The organism is Streptomyces sp. A18 (assembly GCF_059026065.1).
Genome location: NZ_JBWLKL010000006.1, coordinates 330,740 through 355,808 on the forward strand (window position 1 = coordinate 330,740; position 25,069 = coordinate 355,808).

At 70.6% G+C, this 25,069-nt stretch carries 28 protein-coding genes; 9 read left to right on the top strand and 19 right to left on the bottom strand.

Annotated features, from left to right (window positions below):
• Positions 1–4: 4 nt before the first annotated feature.
• The 3 genes from AC5P1C_RS13455 to AC5P1C_RS13465 all read right to left on the bottom strand — a co-directional run bounded on the left by AC5P1C_RS13455 (position 5) and on the right by AC5P1C_RS13465 (position 2,516).
• On the bottom strand, positions 5–247 hold the full coding sequence (locus AC5P1C_RS13455) for an HGxxPAAW family protein (RefSeq protein ID WP_493865993.1): 243 nt from the start codon (positions 245–247) through the stop codon (positions 5–7).
• 87 nt (positions 248–334) lie between these two features.
• Positions 335–1,030 carry a TIGR02234 family membrane protein gene (locus AC5P1C_RS13460; protein WP_493865994.1) on the bottom strand — a complete coding sequence of 232 codons (696 nt, stop codon included), beginning with the start codon at positions 1,028–1,030 and terminating at the stop codon, positions 335–337.
• Complete coding sequence (locus tag AC5P1C_RS13465) at positions 1,014–2,516, bottom strand: anthranilate synthase component I (RefSeq protein WP_493865995.1); 1,503 nt, start codon at positions 2,514–2,516, stop codon at positions 1,014–1,016. Before AC5P1C_RS13465 ends, AC5P1C_RS13460 begins: the two co-directional genes overlap by 17 nt.
• 79 nt (positions 2,517–2,595) lie before the next feature.
• On the opposite strand from AC5P1C_RS13465, the gene AC5P1C_RS13470 reads away from it, so the two are divergent.
• Entirely contained in the window at positions 2,596–3,069 is a 474-nt protein-coding gene (locus AC5P1C_RS13470; RefSeq protein ID WP_493865996.1) for a hypothetical protein, read from the top strand.
• Here AC5P1C_RS13470 and hisI read toward each other — a convergent pair.
• Positions 3,050–3,430, bottom strand: coding sequence for a phosphoribosyl-AMP cyclohydrolase (hisI, locus tag AC5P1C_RS13475; RefSeq protein ID WP_493865997.1), 381 nt, complete (start codon positions 3,428–3,430; stop codon positions 3,050–3,052). The two genes, AC5P1C_RS13470 and hisI, sit on opposite strands and share 20 nt — an antisense overlap.
• Before the next feature lie 139 nt (positions 3,431–3,569).
• On the opposite strand from hisI, the gene AC5P1C_RS13480 reads away from it, so the two are divergent.
• Together AC5P1C_RS13480 and AC5P1C_RS13485 are read left to right on the top strand one after the other, a co-directional pair.
• Entirely contained in the window at positions 3,570–4,205 is a 636-nt protein-coding gene (locus tag AC5P1C_RS13480; protein WP_493865998.1) for a TIGR03085 family metal-binding protein, read from the top strand.
• Positions 4,205–4,600, top strand: coding sequence for a VOC family protein (locus tag AC5P1C_RS13485; protein WP_493865999.1), 396 nt, complete (start codon positions 4,205–4,207; stop codon positions 4,598–4,600). The genes AC5P1C_RS13480 and AC5P1C_RS13485 overlap by 1 nt, the downstream gene beginning before the upstream one ends.
• An 83-nt stretch (positions 4,601–4,683) precedes the next feature.
• Here the strand turns inward: AC5P1C_RS13485 and AC5P1C_RS13490 are convergent, their stop codons facing one another.
• From AC5P1C_RS13490 to hisD, 10 genes are all read right to left on the bottom strand, one after another.
• A complete protein-coding gene (locus tag AC5P1C_RS13490) occupies positions 4,684–5,949 on the bottom strand; it encodes an MFS transporter (protein ID WP_493866000.1) in 1,266 nt (421 codons plus the stop codon).
• A gap of 14 nt (positions 5,950–5,963) precedes the next feature.
• Positions 5,964–6,602, bottom strand: coding sequence for a helix-turn-helix domain-containing protein (locus AC5P1C_RS13495; protein WP_493866001.1), 639 nt, complete (start codon positions 6,600–6,602; stop codon positions 5,964–5,966).
• Positions 6,603–6,722: 120 nt separating this feature from the next.
• A complete protein-coding gene (gene hisF / locus AC5P1C_RS13500) occupies positions 6,723–7,478 on the bottom strand; it encodes an imidazole glycerol phosphate synthase subunit HisF (protein ID WP_493866002.1) in 756 nt (251 codons plus the stop codon).
• A complete protein-coding gene (locus AC5P1C_RS13505) occupies positions 7,475–7,891 on the bottom strand; it encodes a RidA family protein (protein WP_493866003.1) in 417 nt (138 codons plus the stop codon). The genes hisF and AC5P1C_RS13505 overlap by 4 nt, the downstream gene beginning before the upstream one ends.
• Positions 7,888–8,616, bottom strand: coding sequence for a bifunctional 1-(5-phosphoribosyl)-5-((5-phosphoribosylamino)methylideneamino)imidazole-4-carboxamide isomerase/phosphoribosylanthranilate isomerase PriA (gene priA, locus AC5P1C_RS13510; RefSeq protein ID WP_493866067.1), 729 nt, complete (start codon positions 8,614–8,616; stop codon positions 7,888–7,890). The genes AC5P1C_RS13505 and priA overlap by 4 nt, the downstream gene beginning before the upstream one ends.
• A gap of 17 nt (positions 8,617–8,633) precedes the next feature.
• Positions 8,634–9,275, bottom strand: coding sequence for an imidazole glycerol phosphate synthase subunit HisH (gene hisH / locus AC5P1C_RS13515; RefSeq protein ID WP_493866004.1), 642 nt, complete (start codon positions 9,273–9,275; stop codon positions 8,634–8,636).
• Positions 9,276–9,292: 17 nt separating this feature from the next.
• Positions 9,293–9,457 (bottom strand): hypothetical protein, encoded by a 165-nt coding sequence (locus AC5P1C_RS13520; protein ID WP_249590466.1) that lies wholly within the window; start codon positions 9,455–9,457, stop codon positions 9,293–9,295.
• Positions 9,458–9,461: 4 nt separating this feature from the next.
• Positions 9,462–10,055, bottom strand: a complete 594-nt coding sequence (hisB, locus tag AC5P1C_RS13525) for an imidazoleglycerol-phosphate dehydratase HisB (protein ID WP_361045394.1) — start codon at positions 10,053–10,055, stop codon at positions 9,462–9,464.
• Positions 10,052–11,167, bottom strand: a complete 1,116-nt coding sequence (locus AC5P1C_RS13530) for a histidinol-phosphate transaminase (RefSeq protein WP_493866005.1) — start codon at positions 11,165–11,167, stop codon at positions 10,052–10,054. Before AC5P1C_RS13530 ends, hisB begins: the two co-directional genes overlap by 4 nt.
• Positions 11,164–12,489: a histidinol dehydrogenase gene (gene hisD / locus AC5P1C_RS13535; protein ID WP_493866006.1), complete on the bottom strand. Its 1,326-nt coding sequence runs from the start codon at positions 12,487–12,489 to the stop codon at positions 11,164–11,166. The genes AC5P1C_RS13530 and hisD overlap by 4 nt, the downstream gene beginning before the upstream one ends.
• 244 nt (positions 12,490–12,733) lie before the next feature.
• Here hisD and AC5P1C_RS13540 point away from each other — a divergent pair, with 244 nt between their 5' ends.
• The 5 genes from AC5P1C_RS13540 to AC5P1C_RS13560 all read left to right on the top strand — a co-directional run bounded on the left by AC5P1C_RS13540 (position 12,734) and on the right by AC5P1C_RS13560 (position 16,828).
• A complete protein-coding gene (locus tag AC5P1C_RS13540) occupies positions 12,734–14,248 on the top strand; it encodes an oxidoreductase (RefSeq protein ID WP_493866068.1) in 1,515 nt (504 codons plus the stop codon).
• 136 nt (positions 14,249–14,384) lie between these two features.
• The gene (locus AC5P1C_RS13545) at positions 14,385–15,401 is read left to right on the top strand and encodes a hypothetical protein (RefSeq protein ID WP_493866007.1); all 1,017 of its coding nucleotides are present in this window, start codon (positions 14,385–14,387) and stop codon (positions 15,399–15,401) included.
• A gap of 11 nt (positions 15,402–15,412) precedes the next feature.
• On the top strand, positions 15,413–16,153 hold the full coding sequence (locus AC5P1C_RS13550) for an LON peptidase substrate-binding domain-containing protein (protein ID WP_493866008.1): 741 nt from the start codon (positions 15,413–15,415) through the stop codon (positions 16,151–16,153).
• A gap of 47 nt (positions 16,154–16,200) precedes the next feature.
• Positions 16,201–16,713 (top strand): Cys-tRNA(Pro) deacylase, encoded by a 513-nt coding sequence (ybaK, locus tag AC5P1C_RS13555; protein ID WP_493866009.1) that lies wholly within the window; start codon positions 16,201–16,203, stop codon positions 16,711–16,713.
• Positions 16,714–16,753: 40 nt separating this feature from the next.
• Entirely contained in the window at positions 16,754–16,828 is a 75-nt protein-coding gene (locus tag AC5P1C_RS13560) for a hypothetical protein (protein WP_467690357.1), read from the top strand.
• A gap of 2 nt (positions 16,829–16,830) precedes the next feature.
• On the opposite strand, the gene AC5P1C_RS13565 is transcribed toward AC5P1C_RS13560, so the two are convergent.
• The 4 genes from AC5P1C_RS13565 to AC5P1C_RS13580 form a co-directional block, all read right to left on the bottom strand.
• On the bottom strand, positions 16,831–17,487 hold the full coding sequence (locus AC5P1C_RS13565) for a DUF2567 domain-containing protein (protein WP_493866010.1): 657 nt from the start codon (positions 17,485–17,487) through the stop codon (positions 16,831–16,833).
• Positions 17,488–17,521: 34 nt separating this feature from the next.
• Positions 17,522–18,340 carry an ABC transporter permease gene (locus AC5P1C_RS13570; RefSeq protein ID WP_493866011.1) on the bottom strand — a complete coding sequence of 273 codons (819 nt, stop codon included), beginning with the start codon at positions 18,338–18,340 and terminating at the stop codon, positions 17,522–17,524.
• A 40-nt stretch (positions 18,341–18,380) separates the two neighbouring features.
• The gene (locus tag AC5P1C_RS13575; RefSeq protein ID WP_493866012.1) at positions 18,381–19,415 is read right to left on the bottom strand and encodes an ABC transporter ATP-binding protein; all 1,035 of its coding nucleotides are present in this window, start codon (positions 19,413–19,415) and stop codon (positions 18,381–18,383) included.
• Positions 19,416–19,536: 121 nt separating this feature from the next.
• A complete protein-coding gene (locus AC5P1C_RS13580; RefSeq protein WP_493866013.1) occupies positions 19,537–20,820 on the bottom strand; it encodes an NYN domain-containing protein in 1,284 nt (427 codons plus the stop codon).
• Between the two features lie 258 nt (positions 20,821–21,078).
• Between AC5P1C_RS13580 and AC5P1C_RS13585 the strand changes: the two genes are divergently transcribed.
• On the top strand, positions 21,079–21,264 hold the full coding sequence (locus AC5P1C_RS13585) for a hypothetical protein (RefSeq protein ID WP_493866014.1): 186 nt from the start codon (positions 21,079–21,081) through the stop codon (positions 21,262–21,264).
• Positions 21,265–21,352: 88 nt separating this feature from the next.
• On the opposite strand, the gene dnaE is transcribed toward AC5P1C_RS13585, so the two are convergent.
• The gene (gene dnaE / locus AC5P1C_RS13590) at positions 21,353–24,895 is read right to left on the bottom strand and encodes a DNA polymerase III subunit alpha (RefSeq protein ID WP_493866015.1); all 3,543 of its coding nucleotides are present in this window, start codon (positions 24,893–24,895) and stop codon (positions 21,353–21,355) included.
• Between the last annotated feature and the right edge of the window lie 174 nt (positions 24,896–25,069).

Below are 25,069 nucleotides of genomic sequence, written 5' to 3' on the forward strand. Positions count from 1 at the left end.
TCGCTCAGCCCTCGGAGTGCGCGAGCTGGCCCTGGCCCTGCGGCTGCGGGCTGCGCTTCGCCTGGCCGAGGCCCGCGGCACGCATCGCCATGCCCACGACGCCACCGGCGGCGATGACGACCATGCCGGCCCAGAAGCCCAGCGGGTTGGCCAGCACCATGAAGGCACCCGAAATGCAGAAACCGATGAAGGCGATGATGACGCCGGTCCAGGCGGCCGGGGTGTGTCCGTGGCTTGTGCCCGCCATGACTTGCTCCTCGTTGCTGTATGCGTGGGTGAGTCGAGCGCTCACCGGTCCATTGTCCCGTACTCGCGCGCGGCGTGAGCGCGGGGGTCACGCCTCGCGCGTCGGGTCCTCGCCGCGGTCGAGGGCCTTCCACAGGTCCTCGGGCCGGTCCGGGTCCACCTTCGGCGGCGCCTTGCGCGGGCGCGGGGCGCCGTCGCGTTCGTAGCGTCCCGACATGGCGGGCCAGGACCTGCCGTACGTCAGGGCCAGCAGACCGGCGATCAGGATCAGCGCGCCCGCGGCGGCCGCGGCGTACGGCCAGGCGGTGTGGCTGAGATCACCGATCGTGGCTGCGGCGTCGCCGGAGGCCTCGGCGGCCTTCTCGTCGAGCGCGCCGCTGTCGTTCGCGGCGAGGAGGGCGGCGGCCACGGTGCCCGCGCCGCTCAGCGCGAGCAGCAGCGAGACCAGCACCCGCCCGGCCTTGCGGACGGCGAAGACGGCCACGAGCGCGGCGAGCCCCACTATCGCCAGGGCCGCGGGCACGCCCGTGACATCGCTGCCCGTGGCGCTCAGCGGCAGCTCGCCGCCGGCCACGGAAGCGGTGCCCTTCGCCCAGGTCTGGCGGGACGCGAGCAGCGCGAGGGCCGCGCCGACCGCGCCGAACAGGAGGGCCACGGCGATGCTGCGACGACCGCTGCGCTGGGCCCGGGTCTCGGGCTCGGCGTCGGCCTCGGGGGCGTCGGCGGCCTGGGTGCGGGGCGGTGGTACGGCAGAAGTCACCCCTCCACTATCCCTCACGTCCATCGGGACGCCGCAGCCGGTTCGCCGTGTGGACCGCCCGCAGGACCGCCGCAGCCTTGTTGCGGCACTCGGTGTCCTCGGCCACCGGGTCGGAGTCGGCGACGACCCCGGCCCCGGCCTGGACATATGCCGTGCCCTCGCGCAGGAGCGCCGTACGGATGGCGATGGCGGTGTCGGAGTCGCCCGCGAAGTCGAGATATCCGACACAGCCGCCGTACAGGCCGCGCCGGGAGGGTTCGAGCTCGTCGATGATCTGCATCGCCCGGGGCTTGGGAGCGCCGGAGAGGGTTCCGGCGGGGAAGCAGGCGGTGAGGACGTCGAAGGCGGTGCGGCCATCGGCGACCTGTCCGGTGACCGTCGACACGATGTGCATGACGTGGGAGTACTTCTCGATGGACATGAAGTCGACGACCTCGACCGAGCCGGGCTCGCAGACGCGGCCCAGGTCGTTGCGGCCCAGGTCGACCAACATCAGGTGCTCGGCCCGCTCCTTGGGGTCGGCGAGCAGTTCGTCGGCGAGCGCCTGGTCATCCTGCGGCGTCGCGCCGCGCGGCCGGGTGCCCGCGATGGGGTGCACCATGGCGCGCCCGTCCTCGACCTTGACGAGCGCCTCGGGGGACGAGCCCACCACGTCGAAGCCGTCGAAGCGGAAGAGGTACATGTACGGCGACGGGTTGGTGGCCCGCAGCACGCGGTAGACGTCCAACGCGCTCGCGTCACAAGGGGTTTCGAAGCGCTGCGAGGGGACGACCTGGAAGGCCTCGCCCGCGCGGATGCGCTCCTTGATGTCCTCGACGGCTTCCTGGTACTGCTCGCCGCCCCACAGCGCGGTGTACGGAGGGAGCTCGGACGGCGGCAGCGCGGCCGGGGGCTGGGAGACGGCCCGCGACAGGTCGGCCTCCATGGCGTCGAGCCGCGCGACCGCGTCGGCGTACGCCTCGTCGACGCCCGTCTCCAGGTCGTTGTGGTTGATCGCGTTGGCGATCAGGAGCACGGAGCCGTCCCAGTGGTCGAGGACGGCGAGGTCGCTGGTGAGCAGCATGGTCAGCTCGGGCAGCTTGAGGTCGTCCCGCTCGCCGGGGCCGATCTTCTCCAGGCGCCGCACGATGTCGTACCCGAGGTACCCGACCATCCCGCCGGTGAAGGGCGGCATCCCGGACGCCAGGTCGTGCGGCGTGTGCAGGGCCTGGACGGTGGCGCGCAGGGCGTCGAGGGGGTCGCCGGACGCGGGGACGCCGACGGGCGGGGTGCCGAGCCAGTGCGCCTCGCCGTCGCGGGTGGTGAGAGTGGCGGCGCTGCGGACGCCGACGAAGGAGTAGCGGGACCACGAGCGGCCGTTCTCCGCGGACTCCAGGAGGAAGGTGCCGGTGCGCTCGGCGGCGAGCTTGCGGTAGAGCCCGACAGGAGTGTCGCCGTCCGCGAGGAGCTTGCGGCTGACGGGGATCACTCGGCGGTCGCTCGCGAGCTTGCGGAAGGTCTCGAGATCCATGGGGAGGAGCTTACGGCCGTGTGGGTGGGCCGCTGTGTTGCTGGTCGATCCGTGGAACGCGAGCCACTAGAAGGGGACGATGACGACCACCAAGCGCCGCAGGCTGCCCGCCCTCGCCCTCCTCCTCGTCTCGACCGCGTTCGCGGCCTCCGCCCCCGAACCGGTGGTGTGGCCCGCCCCCAAGGACGTACCCGAGAGGGTCCGGGCGGCGGGCCTTCAGATGCTCGACTCCGAGGCGATGGACATGCACATCCACACCACCCTGAAGGTGTACTCCGGCACAAACCCCGTCACGGTCCCCGCGGACATCGGCATCGACCGCTCGGGCCCGAAGCCGCGCTACAGCCCGCTGCACACGCATGACACGACCGGCACCCTGCACGTGGAGTCGGAGGAGTGGCGGGACTTCACCCTGGGTCAGTTCATGACCGAGTGGGGCATCAGCGGGGTACGGGAGAAGTGCCGTGCCGATGTCGCCGGCCGCGCCTGGGCCGGCGACCCGTCCCGCATCGTGCTGCGGGACGGGGAGACGATCACGCTTCGGTGCCGGTGAAGGTGACCGGGAGCGAGTCGGCGTCGAAGCACGTGCGGGAGCCCGTGTGACAGGCGGCGCCGATCTGGTCGACCTGGACCAGGACGGTGTCCGCGTCGCAGTCGAGTGCCACGGACTTCACGTACTGGAAGTGGCCGGACGTGTCGCCCTTGACCCAGTACTCCTGGCGGCTGCGCGACCAGTAGGTGCAGCGCCCTGTGGTGAGCGTGCGGTGCAGCGCCTCGTCGTCCATCCAGCCCAGCATCAGTACCTCGCCGGTGTCGTACTGCTGGGCGACGGCGGGGACGAGGCCGTCCGCGTCGCGCTTGAGGCGGGCGGCGATCTCGGGGTCGAGGCTGCTGGGCGGGGGCGAAACGGTCATGGGGCCATTGTGCCGCGCCTCGGGGAGCTGTCCTGGCCATGTCCACTGGATGAGAGGGGCGGCTCGGATGCGCCTCCATGAGGGGTGGCGGCCGGGTGACGGGTGGGCGGACCAGGTACCGAGTCGTAGGCTGGGTGGTATGTCGACCCATGCCAAGCGTGAACGACTTCTCCTCGCCGATCTGTTGGAGGCGCAGGGACCTGACGCCCCCACCCTCTGCGAGGGCTGGAACACCCGTGATCTCGCGGCCCATGTGGTGGTCCGCGAGCGCCGCGCGGACGCCGCGGGCGGGCTGCTGATCAAGCAGCTGGCCTCGCGCCTGGAGCGAGTGCAGGCCGAGTTCGCCGCGAAGCCGTACGAGGAACTGATCCAGCTGATCAGGACCGGGCCGCCGCGCTTCTCCCCCTTCTCCCTCAAGCAGATCGACGAGGCGTCGAACGCCGTCGAGTTCTACGTCCACACCGAGGACGTGCGCCGCGCCCAGCCCGACTGGACGCCGCGCGAGCTCGACCCGGTCTTCTCGGACGCCCTGTGGTCCCGCCTGGAGCGGATGGCCCGCCTGGTGGGCCGCAAGGCCCCGGTGGGCGTGGTCCTGCGGCGCCCGGACGGCCAGACGGCGGTGGCGCACCGCGGCACTCCCGTGGTGACGGTGACCGGACAGCCGTCCGAGCTGGTGATGTTCGCCCACGGGCGGCAGGACGTGGCCGACGTCGATCTTGACGGGGACAAGGACGCGATCGCCCGACTGCACGAGACGAAGCAACTGGGCATCTGATGATCAGGGTCGCGATGACCGGAGTGTACGTGGACGACGTGGCCAAGGCCCACGCCTTCTACACGGACGTCCTGGGCTTCGAGACCCGGCATCACGTGGACATGGTGGCCGGACAGGTCTTCGTCACCGTGGGGGCGGCCGGCGCGCAGCCGGACGTGGAACTCCTGCTCGAACCGGGCGAGGGCCCCATTGCGGAGCCCTATCGCAAGGCGCTGCACGAGGCGGGGATCCCCTGCATCGTCTTCGGCGTCGATGATGTCCGGGCCGAACATGAACGGCTGGTGGGCCTCGGGGTGCGGTTCACTCAGGGGCCCGAGGAGCAGGGACCGGTGATCACCGCGGTGCTCGACGACACGGTGGGGAACCTGGTGCAGCTGATGCAGGCCGCGGGGTAGGCCCGTCCCCTCACCCGGGGGGGTGCGGGCTTCCCCGATCCAGGGCGGGGTCGCTCGGGGGCAGGCCGGTGGTGGCGTGTGTGTCAGAGCCGGGGTGGGGCAGTCGGCAGTTCGGCCGCCCGCAGCCCTCGCGAGCTCAGGCCGTATACGCCGGCCAGCACGCACGTCGCCGCACTGGCGGTGAAGACGGGGGCCGTGCCCCACATCCCCACGGCCCATCCCGTCAAGGGATACGTCAGCGGCGCCACGCCCAGGCTGACCAAGCCGCCGACGGACGCGACCCGACCGATGTACGCGGGGTCCGCCTCCGTCTGCATCAGCGCCGCGGACAGCGCGCCGGTGAGCCCCACCAGGAGACCGACGAGCAGTGCCACCCCGGCCGCTACCGGCAGACTCGGCACGTACGCCACGACTCCGATCCCCACGGCTCCCACGGCGCACGTCACGGACAGCACGAGCCCCGCCCTCGGCAGCCGCCCCCGCACGGTCAGCAGGAGCGCCGAGCCCCCGGCCCCCGCGCCGAACCCGGCGATGACCAGGCCCACTCCCGAGGCGCCCCAGCCGCGCTCGTCGGCCAGCATGGTGAGCCCGATGTTCAGCGGCCCGACGAAGCCCAGGTCCGCCAGGGCCACGACGACCATCAGTGGGCCGAGGATCCGGTGCCGCCTGATGTACCGCAGCCCGTCGCCCAGGTCGTCCCACGCGGTGCGCCCACGGCCCTCCGCCCCTTCGTCAGGGGGCAGCTTCCCGATACGAACGGACACGAGCAGCGGCAGCGACACCGCGAAGAGCAGCCCGGCGATACCGAACGCCGTGGCCGATCCGCCGAGTGCGACGCCGAGGCCGCCGAGCGGCGCCCCCACCACGTTGGCGAGGCGGATCACCAGGCCCCGCATGCCCTGTACGCGGGCCAGTTGATGCCGTTCGGTGATGCGTGCCGGAAGCGCACCCACCGCCGGCATGAACAGCGCGTCGACCACGCCGAAGACGAAGCCGAGCGCGGCGAGCAGCCACACTCCGGGGCTCGTCCCGATCAGCGTCGCCGCTACCGCGAACACCGCGACGCACCGCACAGCGTCACTGCCGATGACGACCCGGCGCGGCCCGAACCGGTCGGCGAAGACTCCCCCGCCCAGCATCAGGAGCGCACGTGGCACGGCACTGACGGCCATGACCACACCCGCCTGGGCGGGGCTCCCGGACTGGATGGCCGCCCAGGACAGGGCGAGGAAGAAGACGTTGTCGCCGACCGCGGACGCGCTGTACGCGCTCAGCCAGCGCAGCACATTGCCGTCCCGATGCGCCGGTTTCCCGGTGACGGAAGCTGTACGTATACCGGTCGTGGTCACGTGGGGCAGCCCTCTCAGAGCCGGAAGGGAAAACTGGCCAGGTGCAGCGCGACGTTCTCGCGCCCCTCGGTGTCGCCCGCCGCCTCGGCGGCCTTGCCCTGCGCCTCGTACGTCTTGATCAGGGCGTGGATCTCGGCGTTGAGCCGGGTGAGTTCGGCCGGGTTCAGGCGGGCGAGGAAGTCCGACTGGTCCGCCGCCATGCGCCACTCGGCGCCCCAGGCCCCCTGCTGGGCGAGATAGGTCTCGTACTGCTCTTCCCGATGAGCGATCAGAGTGCGGATGACGGCCGTGTGCGTGGCCGCCCCCTCCGGCGTGTCCTTGAAGTCCTCGTGCCGGAAGCTCAGGGTGTCCTGCGCCACCTGCCACCACCGCTCCCGCGCGTCCCCGCTCTGCACCTCGGCTTCCACGATCAGGCCGTGCTCCGCCAGCTTGCGCAGGTGGTAGCTGACCAGCGAGACCGCCTCGTCGACCTGCGCGGCCAGTTGCGACGCGGTCGACGGGCCGGCCACCCGCAGCGTGCCGTAGACCTTCAGACGCAGCGGATGGCCGAAGGCCTTGAGCGTGCCGACGTCCGTGATGCGGCGAAACTCTTCGGGCTTGGAGGGCTTGGAGGGCTTGGAGGGCCTGGAAGCCTTGGGCTGCTTGTCGTTCATGGCTTCACCGTAGGTACGAAAGAAAACTTGCGCAATATAAATTGCGCAACTTTCCCTTCGCATCTCGGCGGCAATAAGCCCTGGCCACCCAGTGACCAGGGCCTACGCAGAAAGACCGCCTCAGCGGACGGGGTGTCCCGCCCCCCGAAGCTCGTCCTTCACCTCGCCGATCCGCAGATCCCCGAAGTGGAAGACCGACGCCGCGAGCACCGCGTCCGCGCCCGCCGCGATCGCGGGCGGGAAGTGGTCCAGGCGGCCCGCGCCGCCGGACGCGATCACCGGGACGGTGACGTGACGGCGTACCGCCGCGATCATCTCGATGTCGTAGCCGTCCTTCGTGCCGTCCGCGTCCATCGAGTTGAGCAGGATCTCGCCCGCGCCCAACTCGGCGGCCTGGTGCGCCCATTCGACGGCGTCGATCCCGGCGGACTTGCGGCCGCCGTGGGTCGTGACCTCGAAGGACCCGGACGCGGTGCGCCGCGCGTCGACCGAGAGGACGAGCACCTGGCGCCCGAACCGCTCCGCGATCTCGCGGATCAGTTCCGGCCGTGCGATGGCGGCCGTGTTCACGCCCACCTTGTCCGCGCCCGCGCGCAGCAGCTTGTCGACGTCCTCGGCCGTGCGGACCCCGCCACCCACCGTGAGCGGGATGAAGACCTGCTCGGCGGTGCGGCGGACCACGTCGTACGTCGTCTCGCGGTTGCCCGAGGACGCGGTGATGTCCAGGAAGGTGAGCTCGTCGGCGCCCTCGGCGTCGTACACCTTGGCCATCTCGACGGGGTCGCCCGCGTCGCGCAGGTTCTGGAAGTTGACGCCCTTGACGACCCGGCCGTTGTCCACGTCCAGGCAGGGGATCACGCGTACGGAGAGAGTCATTCCGTCTCACCTGCCCGTGGGCGGTACGCCTCCACCTCGACCTCGACCACCAGACTCGGGTCGATGAAACCGGAGACGATGATCATCGACGCCGCGGGGCGGACGTCGTCGAACAGCTCCTTGTGGGCCCGGCCGACCTCTTCCACGTCCCGCGCGTGGGTCAGGTACATGCGGGTGCGTACGACGTGCTCGCGGCCGAGGCCCAGCTGCTTCAGCGCCTCGACGGCGGTGTGGAAGGCGTTGGCCGCCTGTTCGTAGGGGGTCCCGGCGTCTATGACGCCGTTCACCACCGACGTACAACCCGACACCAGGACAAGGCCGTTCGGCAGCTCGACGGCGCGGGAGTAGCCGATGGCCTCCTCCCAGGGTCCGCCCGAGCTCACCCTGCGGACGACGCCCCCGTTGTCACTCATGACGACGCCACCGCGGCGAGGGCCTCTTCGAGCGTGAAGGCCTTCGCGTAGAGCGCCTTGCCGACGATCGCGCCCTCGACGCCCTGCGGGACGAGCTCGGCGATCGCCCGCAGGTCGTCCAGGGACGAAACCCCGCCGGACGCGACCACCGGGCGGTCCGTCGCCGCGCAGACGTTGCGCAGGAGCTCCAGATTCGGGCCCTGCAGCGTGCCGTCCTTGGCGATGTCGGTGACGACGTAGCGGGCGCAGCCCTCGGAGTTGAGGCGCTCCAGGGTCTCGTAGAGGTCGCCGCCGTCGCGGGTCCAGCCGCGGCCGCGCAGCGTCGTGCCGCGTACGTCGAGGCCCACCGCGATCTTGTCGCCGTGCTCGGCGATGACCTTGGCGACCCAGTCCGGGGTCTCCAGGGCGGCGGTGCCGAGGTTCACGCGGGTGCAGCCGGTGGCGAGGGCCGCGGCGAGCGTGTCGTCGTCGCGGATGCCGCCGGACAGTTCGACCTTGATGTCCATGGCCGCGGTGACCTCGGAGATCAGCGCGCGGTTGTCGCCGGTGCCGAACGCGGCGTCCAGGTCGACGAGGTGCAGCCACTCGGCGCCCGACCGCTGCCAGGAGAGGGCGGCCTCAAGGGGGGAGCCGTAGGAGGTCTCCGATCCGGACTCGCCGTGGACGAGGCGTACGGCCTGGCCGTCGCGGACGTCGACGGCGGGGAGGAGTTCGAGCTTGCTCACAGAAATCCCTGACATCCCTAGAGGGTTCCGATCCAGTTGGTGAGGAGCTGGGCGCCGGCGTCGCCGGACTTCTCGGGGTGGAACTGCGTGGCCCACAGCGCGCCGTTCTCGACGGTGGCCACGAAGGGCTCGCCGTGCGTGGTCCAGGCGACCTTGGGCGCGCGGAAGGAGGGGTTGCCCGCCTCGAAGTCCCAGTGGTGCACGGCGTACGAGTGCACGAAGTAGTAGCGGGCTTCGGCGTCGAGGCCCGCGAACAGTTCGGAGCCCTCCGGCGCCTGGACCGTGTTCCAGCCCATGTGCGGGACGATGTCGGCCTTGAGCGGCTCGACGGTGCCGGGCCACTCGTCGAGGCCCTCGGCCTCCACGTCGTGCTCGATGCCGCGCGCGAAGAGGATCTGCATGCCGACGCAGATGCCCATCACGGGACGGCCGCCCGCGAGCCTGCGGCCCACGATCCAGTCGCCGCGCGCCTCCCTGAGCCCCTGCATGCAGGCGGCGAAGGCGCCGACGCCGGGGACGAGGAGGCCGTCGGCGTTCATGGCCGTTTCATAGTCACGGGTGATCTCGACCTCCGCGCCCGCGCGCGCGAGGGCGCGCTCGGCGGAACGGACGTTCCCGAAGCCGTAGTCGAAGACGACGACCTTCTTGGGAGCGGTCATACGTGGATCAGCTCCCCTCAGTTCCAGTAGTCGAGCCGCATGATCCCCGCGACCAGGCACATGGCCGCGCCGATGGAGAGCAGCGTGATCAGGCTCTTGGGCATCCCCTGCTTGACGAAGGAGATGATGCCGCCGATCAGGAAGAGACCGACGACGATCAGGATGGTGTTGAGACCGGTCATGGCTTTACAGCGCGCCCTTCGTGGAGGGGAGGATCCCGACGGCACGCGGGTCGCGCTCCGATGCGTAGCGCAGCGCGCGGGCCAGGGCCTTGAACTGGCACTCCACGATGTGGTGGGCGTTGCGGCCGTAGGGCACGTGCACGTGCAGGGCGATCTGGGCCTGCGCGACGAAGGACTCCAGGATGTGCCGGGTCATCGTCGTGTCGTACGTGCCGATCATCGGCGCCATGGTCTCGGGCTCGGTGTGCACGAGGTAGGGGCGGCCGCTCAGGTCGACGGTCACCTGGGCGAGCGACTCGTCGAGCGGGACCGTGCAGTTGCCGAAGCGGTAGATGCCGACCTTGTCGCCGAGCGCCTGCTTGAAGGCGGCGCCCAGGGCGAGGGCGGTGTCCTCGATGGTGTGGTGCGTGTCGATGTGCAGGTCGCCCTCGGTCTTGACCGTGAGGTCGAAGAGGCCGTGGCGGCCGAGCTGGTCGAGCATGTGGTCGTAGAAGCCGACACCCGTCGACACCTCGACCTTGCCGGTGCCGTCGAGATCGATCTCGACGAGGACCGACGTCTCCTTCGTGGTCCGTTCGACCCGTCCAACCCGGCTCATGCCTGCTGCTCCTTCTTCAGTTCGCGTACCGCATCGAGGAACGCGTCGTTCTCTTCGGGGGTTCCGGCGCTGACGCGCAGCCAGCCGGGCACTCCGTTGTCCCGGACCAGGACGCCCCGGTCGAGGATCCGCCGCCAGACGGCGTGGGCGGCCCCTTCGCCCTCGAACCGCCCGAACTGCACGAAATTGGCGTCCGAGTCGGTCACTTCATAGCCGATCGCCCGCAGCTCGCTCACCAGCCGGTCGCGCTCCTGCTTCAGCTGCTCGACGTACTTCAGGAGCGTGTCGGTGTGCTCCAGGGCGGCGAGCGCGGTGGCCTGGGTGACGGCCGACAGGTGGTACGGCAGGCGTACGAGCTGCACCGCGTCGACGACCGCCGGGTCGGCGGCGAGGTAGCCGAGGCGGAGCCCGGCCGCTCCGAAGGCCTTCGACATGGTGCGCGAGATGACGAGGTTCGGCCGCCCCGCGAGCAGCGGGAGCAGCGAGTCGCCGTGGCTGAATTCGACGTACGCCTCGTCCACGACCACCATCGACGGCTTGGCGGCCTGCGCGGCTTCGTAGAGCGCGAGGACCGTGTCGGCCGAGACGGCGTTGCCCGTGGGGTTGTTGGGCGTGGTGATGAAGACGACGTCGGGCTGGTTCTCGGCGATGGCCTTCGTCGCCACTTCGACGTCGATCGTGAAGTCGTCCGTGCGGGGGCCCGAGATCCAGCCGGTGCCGGTGCCGCGCGCGATGAGGCCGTGCATCGAGTACGAGGGCTCGAAGCCGATGGCGGTGCGGCCGGGCCCGCCGAAGGTCTGCAGGAGCTGCTGGATGACTTCGTTCGAGCCGTTGGCCGCCCACACGTTGGCGAGGGTGACCTCGTGGCCGCCGGTGTTCGTGAGGTAGCGCGCGAGCTCGGTGCGCAGCTCGACCGCGTCGCGGTCGGGATAGCGGTTGAGGTCGCGGGCCGCCTCGCGCACGCGCTCGGCGATGCGCTCGACGAGCGGCTCGGGGAGCGGGTAGGGGTTCTCGTTCGTGTTCAGGCGTACGGGTACGTCGAGCTGGGGGGCGCCGTAGGGGGACTTGCCGCGCAGTTCGTCGCGTACGGGGAGGTCGTCGATGTTCGTCACTTGTTCTCCGGCACCTTCCATCCGAACCGCGCCTTGATCGCGGCCCCGTGCGCCGGCAGGTCCTCGGCCTCGGCGAGCGTCACCACGTGCTGGGCCACATCGGCGAGCGCGTCGCGGGTGTAGTCGACGATGTGGATGCCGCGCAGGAACGACTGGACGCTGAGCCCCGAGGAGTGGCAGGCGCAGCCGCCGGTCGGCAGGACGTGGTTGGAGCCCGCGCAGTAGTCGCCCAGCGAGACGGGGGCCCAGGGGCCGACGAAGATCGCGCCCGCGTTCTTGACCCGCTCCGCGACGGCGGCGGCGTCCGCGGTCTGGATCTCCAGGTGCTCGGCGCCGTACGCGTCCACGACACGCAGGCCCTCATCCAGGCCGTCGACCAGGACGATCGCGGACTGCCTGCCCGCCAGGGCGGGGGCGATCCGGTCCTCGACGTGCTTGGTGGCCGCGACCTGCGGCTCCAGCTCCTTGGCGACCGCGTCGGCCAGGGCCACGGAGTCGGTGACCAGGACGGCGGCGGCGAGCGGATCGTGCTCGGCCTGGCTGATCAGGTCGGACGCGACGTGCACGGCGTCGGCGGTGTCGTCCGCGAGGACCGCGATCTCCGTCGGCCCGGCTTCGGTGTCGATGCCGATGCGCCCGGTGAAGTAACGCTTGGCGGCGGCGACCCAGATGTTGCCGGGCCCGGTGACCATGTTGGCCGGGGCGCAGGTCTCGGTGCCGTACGCGAACATGGCGACGGCCTGGGCTCCGCCCACCGCGTACACCTCGTCGATGCCGAGGAGGGCGCAGGCGGCGAGGATCGTCGGGTGCGGAAGGCCGTCGAAGTCGGCCTGCGGCGGGGACGCGAGCGCCATCGACTCGACGCCGGCCTCCTGCGCCGGGACCGCGTTCATGATCACGGAGGACGGGTAGACCGAGCGGCCACCGGGCGCGTAGAGCCCGACGCGCTCGACCGGCACCCACTTCTCGGTGACCGTGCCGCCGGGCACGACCTGGGTGGTGTGCGGGGCGCGGCGCTGCTCGCGGTGGACGATGCGGGCACGGCGGATCGACTCCTCGAGCGCCTCGCGCACGAGCGGGTCGAGGCCGGTCAGGGCGTCGGCGATGGCGGTCGCGGGGACGCGGACCTGCGTAAGGCGTACCCCGTCGAACTTCTCCGCGTATTCGACCAGCGCCGCGTCGCCACGATGATGCACGTCCTCGCAGATGGGCCGCACCTTCTCCAGGGCGGCCGCGACGTCGAAGTCGGCACGGGGCAGCAGGGCGCGCAGGGCGGGGCCCTCGGGGAGGGCGTCGCCGCGCAGATCGATTCGGGAGATCACAGGCCCAATTCTCTCAGACCCGGATTCCGGTCCGGACGTCCGTATCACTGGCTGATATAGATCCCGGAAGACCACGTTCACCACTAGCGTTCAGCCCGTCACTGAGCGGGCATGAACAGGTGTACGAGCGCCAGAACATCGCAGTAGTCGCAGCAGCCGCAGCAGTACGGGGAGGACAACAGCAGTGGTCGACGACACCGGCACCGGTGACCCGCCGGACGGACTGACCGCAGCCGAGATCGGCATGTGGCAGGCCTTCCGCAACGGCAGCGTCTACGACCTCCGGTCGGGCGACGCCATGGCGGACGATCCGCACGGCGGCCACCCCTGGGGTCCCGAACGCAGCGTGCGGGCGCGCATCGTGTGCTGGCTTCTCCTGGAGGGCCCGCCCGCGCTCTCGGGGCGGGTCTCGTCGCTGAAGCTCTCGGGCCTGCAGATCACGGACGTACTCGATCTGGCGGGCGGCGAGATCCTGCCCTACGCCGAGATGAAGCACTGCCGCTTCGAGAAGGAAGTCCTCGTCCCGGAGGCCAAGTTCACCACCCTGCGCCTGGTCAACTGCTCGATCCCGCGCGTGGAGGCGGCCCGCGTGCACACCGAGGGCGACCTGCATCTGCCGCGCTGCCGCATCCACAACGGCATGCGGCTCACCGACGCCCAGATCGGCACCGACCTGCTGATCAACCAGGCCGTGGTCTACCGCGACCGGCGCGGCAACTCGATCATGGGCGACGGGCTCTCGGTCGGGCAGGACCTCCAGGCCGAGATGATGGAATCCCACGGCCAGCTCAGCCTGCGCGGCGCGAAGGTCGGCGTCTCCTTCAGCCTGCGCGGCAGCAAACTCGCCAACCCCTACGGCCAGCGCGCCCTCAACGCCCCACAGATGACCGTGGAACGCACCCTCTACATGACACCCGCCGCACTCGGCGATCCCCCCATGACCAGCGGCACCACTCCCCCACGCGGCACCCGCGTCCAGCGCTTCGAGTGCCAGGGCGGCATCCGCCTCGACGACGGCCGCTTCGGCGACGCCGTCGACCTGGCCCAGGCCCGCTTCACCCTGGAGAACGACCAGGAGGTGTCGCTGCGCCGCGTCCAGACCCCCGAGCTGCGCTTCCTCGGCGAAGCCCCACAACGCGGCAAGATCATCCTGTCCGGCGCCAAAGTCGTCACCCTCATCGACAAGTCGACCAGCTGGCCGGGGCCCGGCGGCCTCCAGATGGGCGGCTTCAGCTACGAGAGCCTCGTGCCGCAGGGCAGCTTCCCGCTCTCCCGGCGGCTGAGCTGGGTGGCGGCGGCGACCGCCGAGTACAGCCCCGAGCCGTACGAGAAGCTGGCGACCGTCCTGCGCGACAGCGGCGAGGACGCCGACGCCCGCGAGGTCCTGCTCGCCAAGCAGCGCCGACGCCGCGAGACCCTGCCGCTCGCGGCGAAGCTCTGGGGCTTCGCCCAGGACTGGACGGTGGCGTACGGCTACCGGCCGGGCCGGGCCGCGCTGTGGATGGCGGTGCTGTGGGCGGTGAGCGCGTACGCCTTCTCGCACGCCGACCATCCGGCGATCAAACCGGGCGAGCACCCGAACTGGAACCCCGCGCTCTTCGCCCTCGACCTGCTGCTCCCGGTCATCAACCTCGGCCAGGACAGCTACTGGCAACTGCGCGGCGGCTGGCAGTGGTTCGCGGCCATCCTGATCCTGCTCGGCTGGGTGCTCGCGACGACGGTCGCCGCGGGGGCGACGAGACTGCTGCGGAGGAACTGAGCGGCCTCACGTGGCCACCGGGGGCAGAGATTTTACCCTCCCTTGACCAGGCTCGAGGCAACCGAACGACCGATGCGAAAGCGTCACCACCCACCCCCTGGTACTGCCCCGACCTGCGGTTTTCAATGACCTCACGATGGCATTCCTGCGCGCCCTGATCCGCACCGCCCGCATGGTGAGAAACACCCCGCTCCTGGCCGCCGGCCTGACCCCCGACGACGAGGTGCTCCTCGACGCGCCCGACGACCGGCTCGGCCCCGCGCTCGTCGCCGCCGGCCGGGGCGACTACGACCCCGCGGCCAAGCTGCTCGCCATGACCCGCGAGGGCAACGAGTGGGAGAACCGCGACCGCTACACGACGCGCCTGGCCACCTTCGCCCGCTCCCGCCCCGAGTGGTTCGACGCCTGGCAGTCCGCGGCGCCGCACGACCCGGACGCGCTGCTCGTCAAGGCCGAGCTCGCGGTACTCCGCGGCTGGGAGTCGCCCGCCCGCGCCGAGCTGCTCCGCGAGAGCGCGCCCCTGCTCACGGCTGCCGCCGAGGCCGACCCGCGCGACCCCGTGCCGTGGCGGATCGCCCTGGACCACGCGCGCGGCACCCACGCCCCGCAGTCGGTCTTCGACGAACTCTGGGCCGAGGCGGTGCACCGCTCCTCGCACCACTACGGCTGCCACGCCTCGGCGCTCCAGTACCTGTCGGCCGCCTGGTACGGCTCGCACCAGCAGTGCTTCGACTTCGCCGAGCGCGCCGCACGGGACACGCTGCCCGGCTCGCTGATCCAGGCGCTGCCCGCGCGGGCCGCGTTCGCCTACCTCACCAGCGCTTCGGGGAGCGTGCCGCGCGACCGTCTGGACGCCGCGGCCGACCTCGGGATCACCGCGTCACAGGAGTACGAGGCCGGGGACCTCTGGCCCGCCGAGGTCCGCAACCTCCTCACGTACGTCCTCGTACGCCTGGAGCGATGGAGCGACGCCCTCGAACAACTGCGCCTCATCGGGCCCCACGCCACGTCCTTCCCCTGGGACCGCATGGCCGACGACCCGCTCGGCCAATTCCTGGAACTGCGCGACGGCATACGCATCGAGGTGGCCTCCGGGACCCCGCTGCGCACCGGCGGCGGACGCCCGCGCTCCGACGACCATGACGACCATTAGGCTTGAGGCTCGTGACCACCGTCCGGCTTCCGCTCTTTCCGCTCAACTCGGTGCTGTTCCCGGGACTCGTGCTCCCGCTGAACGTGTTCGAGGAGCGTTATCGCGCCATGATGCGCGACCTTCTCAAGACTCCCGACGAGGAGCAGCGTCTCTTCGCGGTCGTCACGATCCGCGACGGCCAAGAGGTGGCACCGAGCTCTCCGGGCCTCCCGGACCCCACGTCGCAGCCCGAGCAGGGACCGACCGCCGGCTTCGGCGAGGACCCGCTCAAGGCCTTCCACGCGGTGGGCTGCGTGGCGGACGCGGCGACGATCAGGGAGCGCGCCGACGGCGGCTTCGAGGTCCTCGCCACCGGCACCTCACGCGTGCGCCTGCACTCGATCGACGCGTCGGGCGCCTTTTTGACCGCGGAGGTCGAGGAGCTGCCCGAGGATCCGGGCGAGGAGGCCGGCGCGCTGGCCGCGGGCGTCCTGCGGGCGTTCCGCTCGTACCAGAAGCGGCTCGCGGGGGCGCGCGAGCGGTCCCTGTCCACGGGCGCCGAACTGCCGGACGACCCGTCCGTGGTGTCGTATCTGGTCGCGGCCGCGGCCGTCCTTGACACCCCCACCAAGCAGCGGCTCCTGGAGGCTCCGGACACGGCGTCGCGCCTGCACGAGGAGCTGAAACTCCTTCGCGCCGAGACCGCGATCATCCGTAATCTGCCGTCGTTGCCCGCGACGGACCTCACGCGCGGCACGACGAGCCTCAACTGAACAGGCCGCAACTGAACGAGCCACAACTGACGTAGGGCGCGTGCGCTTTGGCGAAAAAGCAGAAGAAACAGCAGAAGCAGTCGGGCACGGGCGGCACCCCGGCGACGGTCGCCCTCACCGCGGCGGGCGCCGACTACACGGTGCACGCCTACGAGCACGACCCCGCGCACCCTTCGTACGGCGACGAGGCGGCGCAAGCCATGGGCGTATCGCCTGACCGGGTCTTCAAGACCCTGGTCGCGGAGGTCGACGGCGAGCTGACGGTGGCCGTGGTCCCGGTGGCGGGCACCCTGAACCTCAAGGCCCTGGCCTCGGCGGTCTCCGGCAAGCGCGCGGTGATGGCGGACCCGGCGGCGGCCGAGCGCACCACGGGTTACGTACGGGGCGGCATCTCACCGCTCGGCCAGCGCAAGAAGCTCCGCACGGTCCTGGACGACTCGGCCTCGTCGCACGCCACGATCTGTGTGTCGGCGGGCCGCAGGGGCCTGGAAGTGGAACTGGCCCCCGGCGACCTGGCGCGTCTCACGGGCGCGGTACTGGCCCCGATCGGGCGTGAATAGGCCCTCGACGAGGGGCGCGGCCTCGACTAGTACCACCCTCATGTCGAAGAAGACGCGCAAGAGGAAATGGCGGGTACGCAAGGGCAAGGCGAACCACGGGAGGCGCCCCGCCTGACGTCAGCCGCCGTCGGGCCGCCCGGGTTCCCCGTAGGGAAGGGGGTACGGCTCGGGGTCCCGCGGCCCGAAGAGCGCGGTCAGGCCGAGGTGGACCAGCAGGGCCGCCACGGGCCAGGCCAGGAGCGAGCCCTTGGCGTTGAGCTCCAGGGGCGCGTCGAAGGCGACACCCTTGCCCACGGACTTCGCGTGGGCGACGACGTCGGTCTCCGGCCCCAGGAAGATCCCGAGCCGCCACCCGATCACCGCGGCGAGCAGTCCCCCGGCCGTGAGGCCGACGACCAGCGGAATCCCGCCGCGCCTGCGCAGCAGGAACACGACGGCGCCACTGACCGCGCCGAAGGCCAGTGCGAGCAGAGTGAACGTTCCGTCGACGCCGATCGCCTGCTCGCCCTCGGTGTCCTTGAGGTACACCGCGTCGTTGTCGGCCACCAGCGGGACCCGCGGCGCGAGCCACATCCACAGAAGGCCGAGCAGGACGCCACAGACAGCCGTCGCGACCACGATCACAGCGGCCTGCCGCACTTCGGTCTTCATGCCGGGACCGTCCTCCTCGTACGCCGACAGGGGAACGGCTCCGGACGGCTGAGCGGCTTGCTGCCAAGGGTCGTGCGAAGGTTGGCCGTGGGGCGGCTGGGAGGGCGTCAACGGTGCAGTCACCCACACATGGTGCCAGTCCTGCCTGAGGACCGCTTCACCGCACAGCAGCACGGCGGTAGGCCCAGGTGGCGATCGCCAACGAGGCGACGCCGACCCCGGCGCAGACCGCGAGGTCCAGGGCGACGGCCGCCCAGTCCGGGTGCGGCCCGAAGGTGCGGGCGAGAGCCTCGACCCCGTACGTGGAGGGCAGCAGGTCACGGGCGTACTGCAGGAAGCCGGGCAGCCGCTCGGCCGGGAGCACGCCGAGCAGCAGCGCCGCCGACATGCCCAACTGACCGAGCAGCGTGGCCAGTTCGGGCCGGGGCGCGAGCAGCCCGAGGGCGGCACCGAGTCCGGCGAGGGCGGCACCGGCCAGCGGGATCACCGCGACGAGTACCCACAGGTTCGCCATCGGAAGCCCGAAGAGTCCGCACCCGACGACGGCGGTGACGAGGGTGCCGGGCACGGTGAAGGAGGCGTAGGCGGCCGCGGCGCCGAGGACCACCGACGCGGGCGGCACGGGCAGCGTCGCGTAGTGGTCGAGGCCGCCGTCGGCCCGCAGCTGCCCGAAGTACTGTGCGAGCAGGTTGAGCGCGACGAACGCGACGACGAGCACGGAGGACCCGGCGACGACGGCCCGCGCCTCGTCGCCGCCGTCGACGACGCCCCGCATCAGGATCATGATCCCGACGGACTGGAAGGTCGCCACGAAGAGCAGCGGGATCCGCGCGACCCGCGCCCGGGACAGCTGCGCCCGGTAGACGGCCGCGAGCGCGGGAAACAGCCGCGCGCGGGGCCCCAGAGGCTCGGCGGCATCGTCCTCCCGCTGACGGTCGTCGGCCCGCACCGCGGTTTCCAGGGGAACGGCACTCACCGAACGGCCCTCCTGTTGCAGTTCATCCGCCCGGCGAAGGTCACGCCTTCACCAGCCCTTCCCCGTTCCCGCCCAAGGCGAGATACACGTCCTCCAGGCTCGGCGTGGCCAAGGTGAAATCGTCCAGCGAGGCAAAGGCGTCGCCGCCGGTCACCGCAGCGACAGCAGCCCGAGCCTCGTCGGGCGCGAGCCGCAGGGACCACCGGCGTCCCGACTCGACCGCGGACGAGCGAAGCGCCACGACTTCGGGGACGTCCAGCGGCGCCCGCTCCCGCCAGACGAGCTCCACCCGCACCTCGCCCGCGACCTGCTCCTTGAGCCCCAGCGGGCTGTCGCAGGCGATGACCTTGCCGTGGTCGAGGACGGCGACGCGGTCCAGGACCGTCTCGGCCTCGATGACGTTGTGCGTGACGAGCAGGACCGTCGTGCCGCGCTCGGCCCTGCGCCGGTCGACGGCGCCCCACACGGCGCGCCGCGCGATGGGGTCCATGCCGGTCGTCGGCTCGTCGAGGACGAGCAGCGGCCGCTCCCCCACCAGGGCGGTGGCGAAGCAGGCGAGCCTGCGCTGGCCGCCGGAGAGCTTCTTCAGGGGCCTCGACGCGAGCGGGGTGAGCGCGAGTTCTTCGAGTACGGCGTCCCGCTCGACCCGTGCCGCTCGCAGATCGAGGCCGCGCAGCCGCGCGGTCGTCTCGACGGCGAGCGAGACGGTCAGCTCGTCGAGCGCGGTGGACTCCTGCCCCAGGTACGCGAGGATCCGCGCGGCCCGCTCGGGGTGGCGCAGGATGTCGTGCCCGAGGATCTCGACGCTCCCGCTGTCGGGCCGCATCAGGCCGGTCAGCTGGCGTACGAGGGTGGACTTGCCTGCGCCGTTGGGCCCGAGGAGGCCGAAGATCTCGCCGCGCCTGACCTCCAGGCTGATGCCGTCGGTGGCGCGCACCTCGGGCGTCGCGGGCGTGCCGCGCCTGCCACGGGCGGCGGGATACGTCTTGACGAGGTCGCGCACCGCGCAGACGGCATCACTGCCGTGACCCTGTCGGAGCCCTTGTCGGACTGCCTGTGCCGAGCGCGTACTCACGAAGGACGAGGGTACGGGGTCGCGTGCCCGCCGCGACGCCCGGGGCGCCCCGTACGCCCCGTATCAGTCATCTGCGGACGTCTGCCGACGTGTTCCGTCACTCGTTCGCGAATCCGTTCGGTCACTCGCCCGAACGGTCGCCCACCGGCGCGTGCTCGACCGCCGTGTGGACGTCGATCTCGCGCCAGAAGCCCGCCCGGATCGCGTACCGGTCGTGCTCGTCGATCTGGTCGTCCTTGTGGGCGAGCAGACCGAAGCGGGCCGCGTACCGCAGGAGCTCTCCGTCGACGCGGTGCGGGATGCGCGGGTACATCGTCGAGAGCTTCTGCAGGTTGTGCTGTTCCGGCAGGCGTGCCATCCAGCGGCGCGCGAACACCTGCCCGACCTCGAAGGGATCACCGCCGACGGTGGTGATGTCCTCCTCGCGGTCGGCCCAGCGCTGCTCGGCCGTCGTCAGCTGGGCGAGCGTCGGCAGGGCGGCGGCCTCCGCGCTCTCGGCGGCGCCGCCGGGGCGCTCGACCCAGCCCTTGTCGGAGGACCAGCGCAGCGTGGCGTTGGTGGGGTGCGGGGCGGGGGCCTGGGTGCCGGGGCCGCGCAGGGCGGCCAGGTCCTTGGGGGTGGGGACGCCCTTGCCGGGCGGGTGGTGGGTGCCGACGCTGTCTCCGTTGGCCCCGGCCCCTGCCTCGGCGTGCTGGCCGTGTTGGCCGTGCTGGCCGTGCTGGCCGGGGTGCACCCCGGCGGCCTCGTCGGCCGCCCGCTGGGCGCTGGCCGCGAGCGCGGACTCGGGCAGCGGCGCGGAGAGGATCGCGGCGATCTCCGGGCGCGGGACGGGAGAGGGCGCGCAGACGCCGGTGAGCTCCTTGGGGCGTACGGCCTTGGTGATCCAGGCCCGGTCCAGGACGCGGCGCTCGTCGGCCTCGGCGACGAGGTCCTCGGACTGGTTGTAGTCCCCGTCGGCGGCCTGCACGGCCCACAGGTGGACGGCGACGCCGTGCTCCTTGGCGGCCATCATGCCGGGCAGCAGGTCTCCGTCGCCGGTGACGAGCACGATGTCCGAGCAGGCGCGGTTGCGGGCCAACTCCGTCAGCTCGGCGTGCATGGCGGCGTCCACGCCCTTCTGGGCCCACCGCCCGTCGCTCCGGGTCAGGGCGCCGAGCCGGACCGTCACGCGCGGCATGACCCGCAGCCTCCGGTGCTCGGGCTGCGGTACGCGGTCGGGGGCGCCGTCGAACCAGTAGATCCGGAGCAGAGGGCGCTCGGTGTCGGATTCGGCGCGCTCACGGATGCCCTGGATCAGGGCGGTGTGATCGACGGTGATCCGGGAGCGGGACGGCTCGCCGGCGAGGAGACTCGCGGCGGCACCCAGCAGATACCCGGCGTCCACCAGGACGATGCAGCGGTCCACGCGATCCACCCTCTTTCCCTGGAGATTCCCTGGAAGTAAAGCTTCGGGTTTCCTTCGAGTCTGCCCGACCCGGCGGAGGTTAACGGCCGGAACTCGATCTTCGGCGTGGCGTAGCGCGACTTCGCTTTCGACCGGGGCCACGACCGGGCTCCGACAGGGCCTATTACGCACGGTAATTCTCTGAAATGCGCAGCTTGCCGCCATATGTGAATCTGGTCGCGTCCTGGCCCCCAGATCCCCCTCAGGAGGAAGATCACCATGGCCAAGAACAAGAACCGCAAGCAGGGCGGCGATCAGAACCGTGCTTCGGCCGCCGAGCAGGCGCAGGAGCAGGCCAAGTCCTCTGCGGAGCAGGCCGAGCAGCGGATGCAGGACTCCGTGCAGTCGCAGGGCAGCCCGGCCGAGGTCGCCCGCAAGCACCAGCGTCGCTTCGGCCACAACTGACGCCCCCGCAGGCGTATATGCGCGAAGGGGCGCACCCTGGAAGCACAGACTTCCGGGTGCGCCCCTTCCCTGCGCTTGGCGCCGTGGCTTACCCGGCCAGACAGGACGGGCCCAGCAGCACCTTCAGGTCACCGAAAAGGGCGGGATCCGGTTGTACCCGGTGACGGTCGAGCCGCAGCACCGTCGTCTTCTGGGAGCCCTGGAGCTTGATCCGCACCTCGCTGTTGCCCCGGTGGTGGCTGAGGATCTCACCGAGGCGGCTGACCATCGGCGGGGTCACCTTCACCGTCGGGATGGTGATCAGGACGGGCGCGTTGGTGCCCGCGTTCGACAGGTCGGGGACCTGGAGCTCCATCGCGACCAGGCGCGGTACGTCCTCGCGCTTGTCGAGGCGACCCTTGACGAACACCACGGCGTCCTCGACGAGTTGGGTCGAGACGAGCTGATACGTCGCCGGGAAGAACATGCACTCGATGGAGCCCGCGAGGTCCTCGACGGTCGCGATCGCCCAGGCGTTGCCCTGCTTGGTCATCTTGCGCTGGAGTCCGGAAATGATGCCGCCGATGGTGACGATCGAACCGTCCGAGTAGTCACCGCCGGTGAGTTGCCCGATGCCCGCGTCGGCCTTGTCGGACAGGACGTGCTCCAGGCCGAAGAGGGGGTGGTCGGAGACGTACAGACCGAGCATCTCCCGCTCCTGGGCGAGCAGATACGTCTTCTCCCACTCGTCGGTGGAGAACTCCACGTCGAGACCGAAGCCCGGTTCGTCACCGCCGGACTCGTCGCCCATCCCTCCGAAGAGGTCGAACTGCCCTTCCGCTTCCTTGCGCTTGACCTGCACCACGTTGTCGATCATGGGCTCGTACTGCGCGGTCAGGCCCTTGCGGGTGTGCCCCATGGTGTCGAAGGCGCCCGCCTTGATGAGCGACTCCGTGGTCCGCTTGTTGCAGGCGGCGGCCTCGACCTTGTCGAGGTAGTCCGGGAAGGAGGCGAACTTCCCCTTGGCCTTGCGCGAGCGGACGATCGACTCGACCACGTTCGTGCCGACGTTCCGGACGGCCTCCAGGCCGAAGAGGATCACGTCGTCGCCCTGCGCGGCGAAGTTGTGCACGGACTCGTTCACGTTGGGCGGCAGGACCTTGATGCCCATGCGCCGGCACTCGTTGAGGTAGATGGCCGACTTGTCCTTGTCGTCCTTCACCGAGGTGAGCAGCGCGGCCATGTACTCGGCGGGGTAGTTCGCCTTGAGGTAGGCGGTCCAGTACGTGACGAGGCCGTACGCGGAGGAGTGCGCCTTGTTGAACGCGTATCCGGCGAAGGGGACCAGGACGTCCCACAGGGCCTGGATCGCCGCGTCCGAGTAGCCGTTCTTCCGGGCGCCCGCCTGGAAGAGGACGAAGTTCTTCTCCAACTCCTCGGGCTTCTTCTTGCCCATCACGCGGCGCAGGATGTCGGCTTCGCCGAGCGAGTAGCCGGCGATGATCTGCGCGGCCTTCTGCACCTGCTCCTGGTACACGATGAGGCCGTAGGTCAGGCCGAGCGTCTCCTTCAGGGGCTCTTCGAGCTCCGGGTGGATCGGCGTGATCTCCTGGCGGCCGTTCTTGCGCTCCGCGTAGTTGATGTGCGAGTTCATGCCCATCGGGCCCGGCCGGTAGAGGGCCGAGACGGCGGAAATGTCCTCGAAGTTGTCGGGCTGCATCTGGCGGAGGAGCGAGCGCATCGGGCCACCGTCGAACTGGAAGACACCGAGCGTGTCACCGCGGCAGAGCAGTTCGAAGGTCTTCGGGTCGTCCAGCGGCAGCGAGAGCATCTCCAGGTCGATGCCCTTGTCGTTCCGCACCATCTTGACGGCGTCGTCCATGATGGTGAGGTTTCGAAGCCCCAGGAAGTCCATCTTGAGCAGGCCGAGCGACTCGCACTGGGGGTAGTCCCACTGCGTGATCGTCACGCCGTCCGTGTGCCGCACCCAGATCGGCGCGTGGTCCACGATCGGCTCGCTGGACATGATCACGCCGGCCGCGTGCACGCCCATCTGCCGGACCAGGCCCTCCACACCCTTCGCGGTGTCGATGACCTTCTTCACGTCCGGTTCGTTCTCGTACATCCCCCGGATCTCGCCCGCCTCGCTGTAGCGCGGGTGCTTGGGGTCCGTGATGCCGGAGAGGTCGATGCCCTTGCCGAGGACGTCGGCGGGCATGGCCTTGGTGAGGCGGTCGCCCATCGCGTACGGGTATCCGAGCACGCGTGCGGAGTCCTTGATGGCGTTCTTCGCCTTGATCTTGCCGTACGTGCCGATCATGGCGACCTTGTCGGCGCCGTACTTCTCGGTCACGTACCGGATCACTTCGACGCGCCTGCGCTCGTCGAAGTCGATGTCGACATCAGGCATGGAGACGCGCTCGGGGTTGAGGAACCGCTCGAAGATCAGGCCGTGCGTGATCGGGTCGAGGTCGGTGATGCCCATCGCGTACGCGACGATCGATCCTGCCGCGGAGCCACGGCCCGGACCCACCGCGATGCCGTTGTTCTTGGCCCACATGATGAAGTCGGCGACCACGAGGAAGTACCCCGGGAACCCCATCTGGATGATGATGTCCATCTCGTACTCGGCCTGCTTCTGCCGGTCCTCGGGGACACCTCCGGGGTAGCGGCGGCCCATGCCGACCCGGACCTCCTCCTGGAACCAGGTGACCTCGGTGAACCCGTCCGGGATCTCGAACTTGGGCATGAGGTCGCGCTTCTCGAACATCCCGGTGGTGTCGATCTGCTCGGCGACCAGGAGGGTGTTGGCGCAGCCCTCCTGCCAGGCGTCCGAGGAGTCGATGGCGTACATCTCGTCCGTCGACTTCAGGTAGTAGCCGGTGCCGTCGAAGCGGAAGCGGTCGGGGTCCGAGAGGTTCTTGCCGGTCTGGATGCAGAGCAGGGCGTCGTGCGCGACGGACTCGTGCGCGTACGTGTAGTGCGAGTCGTTCGTCACCAGCGGCGGGATGCCGAGCTTCTTGCCGACCCGCAGCAGGTCGTCGCGGACCCGGCGCTCGATGTCGATGCCGTGGTCCATCAGCTCCAGGAAATAGCGGTCCTTGCCGAAGATGTCCTGGTACTCGGCGGCTGCCTTCACCGCCTCATCGAACTGACCGAGCCGCAGCCGCGTCTGGAGCTCTCCGGAAGGACAGCCGGTGGAGGCGATCAGGCCCTCCGACCACTGGGAGATCGTCTCCTTGTCCATGCGCGGCCACTTCTGCAGCCAGCCCTCCGCGTACGCGTCCGAGGAGAGGCGGAAGAGGTTGTGCAGACCCGTGCTGTTCGACGCCCAGATCGTCTTGTGGGTGTAACCACCCGAACCGGACACGTCGTCACGCTTCTGATGCGGCTGGCCCCACTTGATCTTCCGCTTGTTGCGGCGCGACTCCGGGGCCACATACGCCTCGATGCCGATGATCGGCGTGACGCCCGCCTTCTGTGCCGAGTGGAAGAAGTCGTACGCCCCGTGCAGATTGCCGTGGTCGGACATGGCGACGTGCGTCATGCCCATCTCATTACACGCGTTGAACATGTCCTTGAGCCGCGCGGCACCGTCCAGCAGCGAGTACTGGGTGTGGACGTGGAGGTGCGTAAAGGGCGGCTTGGTCACGGCGGGAGGCCTCCGGGAAACTAGCGGCGACGGACTGCGGGCAGTCTGGGGGGACAGCGTGGAAGTCTAATCCGGAGCACTGACATCGAGGACTAATATGGTGGCGCGCAGCGCCTCGATGAGGGGCGGTGGTCGGGCGACGGGCGGGCGGGCACTCGGGGGTACCGTCGTGCG